This window comes from Caballeronia sp. (assembly GCF_049581465.1).
Lineage (GTDB): Bacteria > Pseudomonadota > Gammaproteobacteria > Burkholderiales > Burkholderiaceae > Caballeronia.
Window position 1 is genome coordinate 1 of sequence record NZ_JBAUSA010000479.1, and the last position, 8,455, is coordinate 8,455.

9 protein-coding genes and 1 pseudogene are annotated in these 8,455 nt (G+C 59.4%); all 10 read right to left on the minus strand.

All coding sequences use genetic code 11. The features are described 5' to 3' along the window. A pseudogene (locus tag WCA53_RS11780) lies at positions 1 to 169 on the minus strand (IS6 family transposase); the annotation flags it as partial. 97 nt (positions 170 to 266) lie between these two features. Next, the gene (locus WCA53_RS11785; RefSeq protein WP_423909673.1) at positions 267 to 1,274 is read right to left on the minus strand and encodes a sugar-binding protein; all 1,008 of its coding nucleotides are present in this window, start codon (positions 1,272 to 1,274) and stop codon (positions 267 to 269) included. An 80-nt stretch (positions 1,275 to 1,354) separates the two neighbouring features. Beyond that, positions 1,355 to 2,374 carry an ABC transporter permease gene (locus WCA53_RS11790; protein ID WP_423909676.1) on the minus strand — a complete coding sequence of 340 codons (1,020 nt, stop codon included), beginning with the start codon at positions 2,372 to 2,374 and terminating at the stop codon, positions 1,355 to 1,357. A gap of 18 nt (positions 2,375 to 2,392) precedes the next feature. Next, a complete protein-coding gene (locus WCA53_RS11795) occupies positions 2,393 to 3,130 on the minus strand; it encodes an ATP-binding cassette domain-containing protein (protein ID WP_423909679.1) in 738 nt (245 codons plus the stop codon). A gap of 43 nt (positions 3,131 to 3,173) precedes the next feature. Then, a complete protein-coding gene (locus WCA53_RS11800; RefSeq protein WP_423909682.1) occupies positions 3,174 to 4,148 on the minus strand; it encodes an ROK family protein in 975 nt (324 codons plus the stop codon). Then, a complete protein-coding gene (locus tag WCA53_RS11805; protein ID WP_423909687.1) occupies positions 4,145 to 4,960 on the minus strand; it encodes an alpha/beta fold hydrolase in 816 nt (271 codons plus the stop codon). The genes WCA53_RS11800 and WCA53_RS11805 overlap by 4 nt, the downstream gene beginning before the upstream one ends. Further along, entirely contained in the window at positions 4,957 to 5,790 is an 834-nt protein-coding gene (locus tag WCA53_RS11810; RefSeq protein ID WP_423909692.1) for a sugar phosphate isomerase/epimerase family protein, read from the minus strand. Before WCA53_RS11810 ends, WCA53_RS11805 begins: the two co-directional genes overlap by 4 nt. Next, positions 5,790 to 6,866: a Gfo/Idh/MocA family protein gene (locus WCA53_RS11815; protein WP_423909695.1), complete on the minus strand. Its 1,077-nt coding sequence runs from the start codon at positions 6,864 to 6,866 to the stop codon at positions 5,790 to 5,792. The genes WCA53_RS11810 and WCA53_RS11815 overlap by 1 nt, the downstream gene beginning before the upstream one ends. 41 nt (positions 6,867 to 6,907) lie before the next feature. Further along, on the minus strand, positions 6,908 to 7,924 hold the full coding sequence (gene araH / locus WCA53_RS11820; RefSeq protein WP_423909698.1) for an L-arabinose ABC transporter permease AraH: 1,017 nt from the start codon (positions 7,922 to 7,924) through the stop codon (positions 6,908 to 6,910). A 108-nt stretch (positions 7,925 to 8,032) separates the two neighbouring features. Continuing rightward, positions 8,033 to 8,455: ATP-binding cassette domain-containing protein (locus WCA53_RS11825; RefSeq protein ID WP_423909701.1), on the minus strand; the 423-nt coding region annotated here is incomplete at its 5' end.

Below are 8,455 nucleotides of genomic sequence, written 5' to 3' on the forward strand. Positions count from 1 at the left end.
GATGCACGGTTGAATGGTCGACCGAAATTCCGCGCTCCGCCATCATCTCTTCCAGATGTCGAAGGCTCAGCGGATACGCCACATACCAGCGCACACACGTCAGGATCACATCGAGCGGATAGTGCAAGCGCTTGAGCACCCGTGCCACGGCTGATTTCAGAGTCGTCATTAAGCGTCCGGTAGTTCGTATTGCCAGGGCACATGATACTCGTCGCTTACTGCGACAAAGCCGGAATTCAACGCAAATGGCCAGCACGGCCCTTCAGCTAATTTTTGCCGCAGGTGTCGGCCATGTTGGGAGTGCACTTTACGAAGCCAGTCACGATCACAGGCGGGACCGTTTTTCCCTTCGACAGCGCGTCCAAAGCCTTGATTGCCTGATAACCCATCTGATACGGACTCTGCCCGACCTGATAGTCGCTCAGGCCATCCCTGAGCAACGGCATCTGCGGAGGAAACGCGTCACCCATCGAAATGACCAGGTCCTTAGAGTCAACGCGCGCCTTGACGCGGGTCACTGCAGCCCGATAGGCCGACGGTGCATACTGCGCCCAGCCACCGACCGCAATGAACGCGTTGAGTTTCGGGTTCGCGGTCAGCACATCGTTGAGTTGCTGGGCCGCGAGACTCACGTTGTCATTGTTGTAGACCGGACACCCGTTGGGCTCCGTCCAGCCATTCTGGCCCGTAAGACGGCCGATTGAACCAGCCTTGCTTGCCCCTCCCAGCGTGTCACGAATACCCTGAACACGCTGGTCGAGATTTAGCGAACCGGCCGTGCCGCTCTGGATACAAACGGAGCCGCCCTTCGGCTTGAGTTCGACAACCTTCTTCGCGAGTTCCACGCCGAACTGATAATTATCGGTTCCGATAAAGGTAGAGCGCAGCTTGTAGTCTTCAGGCAGCAGGTCGGCATCGAAAGTCACGATCGGGATATTTCGGTTCTTCAGACGTTCCAGCGTCCGTGCCATCGATTTCGGGTTGGCCGCAGACACTGCGATCCCATCCACTCCACGGCTGATCACGTCGTTCAACACCTGAATCTGCTGACCCTCATCGACGACTGATGGTCCGACGTAGTAGCACGTGTCGCCGAGCTCTTTCGCGGCGGCCTCACAGCCATCCTTGATCGGTGCGCTGAATACGTCGTTGACTGTCTTCACCACGACAGCGAACGTCTTTGCCGATACGTCGGTTGCCCCGCTGCAGGCGACGACGCCTAAAAGGCCGGCTATCATCGCATGGGCGATATTGCTTGAGGTTGAAGTTTTCATGATGCGTGTCTCCCGATCGTTATGTGTGATTGACTGACTACTCTGTATTGCCCGCAAGGACGGCTGGTTGCGTCGAACCATCAGGACCTAAGGGCCCGAAAGCGCTCGAGCAACACCGCAAAGAGAATGAACGCGCCGACGAAAAGCCCCTGCCAGAACGGGTTGACACCGGCGAGCAATAGCGCGTTTCGGATAACTTCAAGTAGCAGGGAACCGATCACTGCACCGATCGCCGACCCGAATCCGCCCAGCAGATTCGCTCCGCCGATCACCGTGCCGGCGATAACCTGCAGCTCCAGACCTTGGCCGAGCGCATTGGTCGCGGCGCCGAGCCAGCCGACCAGGAAGAGCGCCGTCAGACCCGTAATCGCGCCGACCAGCATGTAGACCGAGACCTTGATAGCATCGACCGGAATGCCCGTCATCCGGGCAGCTTTTTCATTCCCGCCGATCGCTCGGACATAGCGGCCCCAGCGAGTCATGTGCAGCACGAACTGCATAGTGGCGGCCAGTAGCAGCACGGCCCACAGCACATTCGGCAAACCAAGCAATTTGCCGCTGCCGAGCGCCAGCAGCGTCGGGCTCGCGGGTCCAAAGTCATACACGACCTGGTTGTTGGTCACGACAAGCGTCAAGGCGCGTGCCATGCTCATCATCGCCAGTGTCACGATGAACGGCGGCAGCTTCAGATAGGCGATAAACAGGCCATTTACCAGGCCGACGAGCGCGCCGGCAATCAGCACCGAGCCAACACCAAATGCGAACGAATGTCCCGCGCTGAAGACCAGCCCCAACGTCACGCCAGTGAGTCCAAGCGTAGAACCCACGGAGATGTCGATCCCGCCCGTCATGATGACCGGCGTCATTCCTATTGCAATGAGCGCGGTAAAGCAGAAGTTGTTCGCGATGTTCGAGATATTGTTGCCGGTGAGGAAGTTTGGCGCGATCGTGCCTACGATCGCGCCGATAACGACGACGGCAATCAGAATCCAGAACTCCTGGCTATGTGCGACGGCGGACAGTGGCGAGCGCTCGCGGGCGTTGAGAACGGTCTCGAGGTCCGCGGCATTGAGCGGCTGTTGTGGGTGTGCGTGTCTCATGTATTTATTCTCCGGCAATCAGGCTGACGCTTTCGCGCCGGTAATAAGCGCCGTCACTTCTTCGGGCGAGGTGTCTGCAATGGGCTTGTCTGCGACTTTGCGTCCACGCCGCATCACGATGATGCGATCGCAGATCTCGAATACGTCAGTCATTCGATGTGAGATCAGCACGATGGACGTGCCTTGGTCGCGCAAGCGCCGGATCAACGCGAGGACCTCCGTGATCTGCCGCACCGAGATGGCTGCAGTCGGCTCGTCCATCAAGACGATCTTCGAGCGTGACAGGCGCGTCCGCGCGATCGCCACCGCCTGACGTTGGCCGCCCGACATGCGCATCACGAGGTCGCGCGAACGTGTCTCGGTTTTCAGTTCCTTGAACAATTCGCCTGCGCGCTTGCGCATCGCTGCGTGGTCGAGTATCCGGAATGGCCAGATTCCCCGCATCAGTTCTCGACCCAGAAATACGTTCGCGGACGCGCTCAGGTTGTCGCAGAGCGCGAGGTCCTGGTACACGACCTCGACGCCCTCATGGCGTGCTTGTGCGGGGTCGCCAAGGTGAACCTGCTTGCCATCGAGGAGATACTCGCCACCGCTCGGTGCGTGATTGCCACCAATGATCTTGACGAGGGTGGACTTCCCCGCCCCGTTGTCACCCATCAGGCCGACAATCTCGCCCCGTTCGATGGTGAGGGACACGCCATCGAGCGCCCGGATAGCGCCGAAATGACGAGAAATATTACGTAGTTCTAATAGCATGATGGACGTCTCCTGATTCTTTCTTTGGCCGGCCGCTCGTCTTCTATCGGGCCGTTCCGCTTCGGGATTCTTCAAACGATTGAGCGTGGCGGCTACGGTGTTCAGCCACAACGGCGCGTGCGCCATGCAACACAGCCAGCCAGCCGTGCTGGCACCAGCGCAGATCGATTGCCCGCCCGGTCTCGGCGACGGGCGAATGGTTCACGATGAGCTCCCGCAATGTTTCTCTCGGAAAGCTGTCCATATCGAGCACGCCGCCGCCCAGCACGACGGTGGCCGGCGAGACCATCGCCACGGCCACACCCACCGCGAACGCCTGGTAGCGGACGAAGAGCGCCAGTTCACCGGCCAATGGCGGGTTGGTTTCGGCCGCGCGAAAGATGCCGTCGATTGCAACGCCGTAGCGCTCAGCGATCTCCTGGAGTGCCCGCCCTGACGCGTAAGCTTCAAGGCAATCCGTGCGCGTGCCTTCAAGTACCTGTCCTTGCCCGTAGAAGGGCATCAGCCCGATTTCCAAGGCCCATCCCGCGCCGCGGAAAGGCTTGCCACCGTCCATAAAGGCTGCGCCGATGCCCGTGCCGAAAAAAATACCAAGCACATGGTCTTCGTCTTGCGCCGCGCCGGCCAGAACTTCGCCGGTCAGAGCGAGCACCGCATCCCGTTCGAGCAGAACCGGACTGCCAACCAGCTGACTGAGCTCAGTGCCAAGACGCCGGCCGTTGAGGCTCATGATGTTCGCGGAATAAAGAATGTGGTCATCGTCCGTGTCGATGAAACCCGGCACAGCCGCGACGATCGCCTGTGGCCGCACGCCCGACGCCTCGATCACAGTTTCGACCATCCGCCCGAGCGCCTGAACCGGATCACCGGCTCTAAGCGCGTCGGTCGAAAAAAGCTTGCGAAACGCCAGTGGCCGACCAGCGAGCGAGTAGCCGAATTTGATGTTGGTGCCACCGATATCGATGACGAGAACCGGTTCGTCACTCAGCGGCATTTGATATGGCAGCGAGGATGTCACGAGCGCCTCCGCATCGGTTCGAGGAACGCCTGCAAGGCCTGTTGAAATTCGGTGACGTATTTCTGACGGCTGACCGTTTTAGACGTGATTAAACGGAATTGCGAGCCTGGGATGAGGCCGTTGAGCGTCTGGGCGATCTCGACGGAGTGGACAAAATCCTGGCCATTGGCGATCACCAGCGCCGGAAGATCCAGGCTCCCCATCTCGGCGCGGGCAACTCCCGGTCCTTGCGCGGGAATCCGGCTGAGCAGCGCCACAGTCGACGTCAGGTCGCGCTTAAAAAAACCGCGCATGGACGCCGCGCTGTCGGGTGATACCGCTTCAACTTCGCGCAGACGCGGCGATTCGTCAAGACGCTTCACCCCTTCGTCGGGCCCATACTCGGCGAGCAATGCAGCTACATCTTGATAGATTCTCAAGGCCTTCGGAGCTTGTTCGTCCACCCACGCCGGCCGGGCCAGAATAAGGCCGGCGGCGCGCTCCGGATAGCGCGCCGCGAGACGCAGCGCGATTGCAGCGCCAAGCGATATCCCTCCCACTACAGCTCGCTCGACGCCCAGGTCGTCGAGCAACGCAATCGCATCGCGGGCGAACTGTGCGATCGTGATTGCCTGCACATCGCCCAGTCGGGAAGCGCCGTGACCCCGGCACTCGAGCGTAATGCGCCGGATGCCATTCATCGAGGGAAAGACCTCGGCCGGCTGGTTCCGGTCGGCACCCAAACCGTGTTGCCACAACACAGGGAAACCCTGTCCCTCATCGACGTAGGCAAGGCAGCATCCATCATGCGTTTTAAAAGTGCCTCCGCTCATGGTGTCTCATCCCGGATGATTGACGCCAGATAGGCCGCGACACCCGGCGCATCGTCCTCTGCAAAGTTATGACCCACCAGCGGACCCTCGTAGCCCACTTCTTTCATCCGGGCAACGAAAGCAGGCAGGTCCACCGCACCCTTTCCAGCGGGAACCACAACGCCGTTGCTATCGATGTCTTTTGCGTGGACCAGGAAGAGACTGCCGCCCAGAAGGTCCGCCGCCTCGGCAACGATTTCGTGTTGGCGATATTGCGCTTCAGGTGGCAGCAGGTTCGCGGCGTCCAGAACGATGCCCAGACGTCTCGAGCCCACTTCATCAAGAATCTTGCGGGCGAGCCGCGCGTTTCCAATCACGTTGCCCGGTTCCGGTTCAATACCGAGAACAAGATTGAATTGCTCCGCCACGATCAGTGCAAAGTCGAGTTCTTCGCGAAGAGCTGACCATGCCGCCTTCGAGTCATTTTCAGGATGGGCGTGCCACATATTCGAGGCATCGCGCGAACCTGTACAGAGCGTCACCAGCGACACGTTCATGTCGCGCGCAGCTCGCATCACATTGGCAAAACCGAGCCGGTCCCGTTGACGGTGTTCGACGTCAGGGTGTGCCATGTTGTAGGTGCCGGACAGCGCACAGAGCGTGACACCCGCTTCTCGAGCACCATGCGCGATGCTTGCGCCAATGCTCTCGGGAAGCTCAGCAGGCAAAGGCGCAAGACCGGCACAAGAGAGGTTGAACTGGACGGCGGAAAATCCGTCCTTGCGAATCCGGGCAAACAGCTCGCCCGGATATTTGGCCGCGTATGTACGGGCAAAGACTCCCGGTGTCATCACAGTTTGCCCTCGACGTCGGCGAGTCTGACCGGCTTGCCGGTCGCGACGGACTGAGCGGTCGCAACCATCGCCCGCACGGAGGCAATGCCGTCGTCAATCGTCGCGCCGCGCATCGGCGCGTCGTCGAGAATCGTGTCGGCAAAGCCCTCGAGCTGACGCCGGTAGAAGTGACCGTCAGCGCCCAGCGGCCGCCGCCAGGACGCATCCCTTTCGGAGAAGATGTCGACTTCGGACGATTTGAAATACCAGGGGTTGTACGTCTTCGCGATGACGCTGCCGTTTTCACCGTAGAGCTGAAGACCTTCGTGCCAGTCCATTCGCACTGCGATAGTCAGGTCGAGATGCCCGGCCGCTCCGTTCGCGAACGTGACGTCGACGAACCACGAATATGCGCCGAACTTCTCGGTCAGGCGCGCGCTCACTTCCACAATGTCACCGCAAAGAAACCGCGCGGTGTCGAACAGATGGCTGCCGTGGGCAAGCATGAAATACCGGCGCAAGTCGGCCTTCGGGTTCTCGCCTGGTTTGAGGGCGCTCTTGCTGAGAATCGGCAGCGGCTGAACGGCATCCGTCACGGTGTATCGATGTGTCGAGTCGCAATACCACGCCTTGAGCGCGAGAATCTCGCCCATCTCGTCCCGCACGAAGTCACGCGCCTGTTCGAGCCCCACGTCAAAGCGCTTCATGTGCCCCACTTGGAGGAGCTTGCCTGAACTGCGGACAGCACGTCCCAGCGCTTCGACTTCTTCGACGGCGACTCCAATCGGCTTCTCACAGAGAACGTGCTTGCCTGCCGCGAGCGCACGCCGCGATGCCTCGACGTGAAAGAGATCGGACGTAGCGATGATCACCGCATCCAGTTCCGGGTCGGCGAGCATGGCGTCATAGTCCAGGAACGTGCGAGTTGGCTCATAGGTGGCGCCCATCCGTTGGACGAGATCCTCAGCCACATCGCAAATCGCATGAAGTTCCGCGTTGCGTGCCTTGACGCACGACTCGAAATGCGCGAACTGGGCAATGGGTCCGCAGCCCAACACGCCAACTTTCAGTCGGCGAGAATCTTTCTTGTTCATGGCGAGTCCAGAGAAAAGTAGATAAATAGAAAATGGCAGTCTTAGTCACGAGTGCCGCGATTTTTCAACCGATCGAGCAGCACTGCCGCAAGGAGAATTGCGCCGCGCACAAGGTACTGATAGAACGCGTCGATGTTCAGAAGATTCATCACGTTCTCGACCGTTCCCATGATCAGAACACCGATCACGACGCCGGAAATCGTTGCCCGACCACCGAGCAGCGATACACCTCCGAGCACGCAAGCGGAGATGACATTGAGTTCGAAGCCCTCAGCGGCGTTCGGCTGACCAGAGGTAATCCGCGACGCCAGAATGACCCCGGCGAGGGCTGTCACCGCACCCTGCACGAGGAAAATGATGACCCGCGTCAGATCTACATTGATGCCGGCCAGGCGTGACGCTTCGGGATTGCCACCGATTGCCAGCGTGTTACGACCGAATATCGTGTTGTTGAGCATCACGCCGAAGACGACAAAACAAATCAGGGTGACCCAGATCGGCAATGAAATGTCGAACAGGGACATGCTTCCCAACGCGATAAAACTTTCCGATGAAACGCCTACCGCTTGTCCGTGCGACACAATGAACCCAAGACCACGGACGATTTCCATCGTTGCAAGCGTTGTGATCAACGGATTGATTCGCAGATAAGCAATCACCGCTCCATTCACAAGCCCGATCGCGCAACCTGCGACAACCGCGGCCGCAACGGCAAGGACGGCACTTCCCGTCGCGTTCAAAACCATGGCGCACAGAACGCCGGCAAAGGCCACCGTGGAGCCGACGGAAAGGTCAAAATCGCGTGCCGCAAGACAGAACATCATCGTGCACGCGACCATGCCAATCTGTGAGACCGATAGTGCAAGGCCTAACATGTTGTCGATCGAAAAAAAGTGATCGACGCCGAGCGACATCGTCAGGAACATGACGATGAAAATAAGAACAAGACTGTATTCAGCAAGCTGTTCGCGCCAGCGCCATTTATCCGCGTGTATGTGGCTTCCCGGATTCACGCCGCTTCCCGAGCGGGTCCCGGCAAGGTTTTCGTTTGCTTCCATGTCAGACTCCAATTCCAAATGAGCGCCTAGCTCTAAAAGTCGTTGTCCTGCGTGCTCTTGAGGGACATGCTGTGACGCGCGTTCTGCTTTTCAGGCAAGCGCTTTGTGCTAGGACGGTGTGTCATGAGCCAGCGCGAGTTCAAGGACGTTGTGCTCGTTGGCGACATCGCGGCTCAACTCCCCTGCTATGCGGCCTTCCCGCATGACGATCACGCGGTCCGAGACCCCAAGAACCTCAGGAAGCTCGGAGGACACCATGACGATTGCGCAGCGGCGTTCGGCCAACTGGTAGATCACGTTGTAGATGTCGTGCTTCGCACCCACGTCGATGCCACGCGTGGGCTCGTCGAGGATCACGACTTTCAGGTCAGGCTCCGCGAGCCAGCGTGCCAGGATCACCTTCTGCTGGTTGCCACCCGAAAGAAACCGGATCTTCCGCGCTCGGCTCGGCGTTTTGATTTTCAGTAGGCTGATGAATCGCTCTGCGGTTTGCGCCTCCTTCTTCCTGTTGAGCAGAAATCCGGCTCGCGC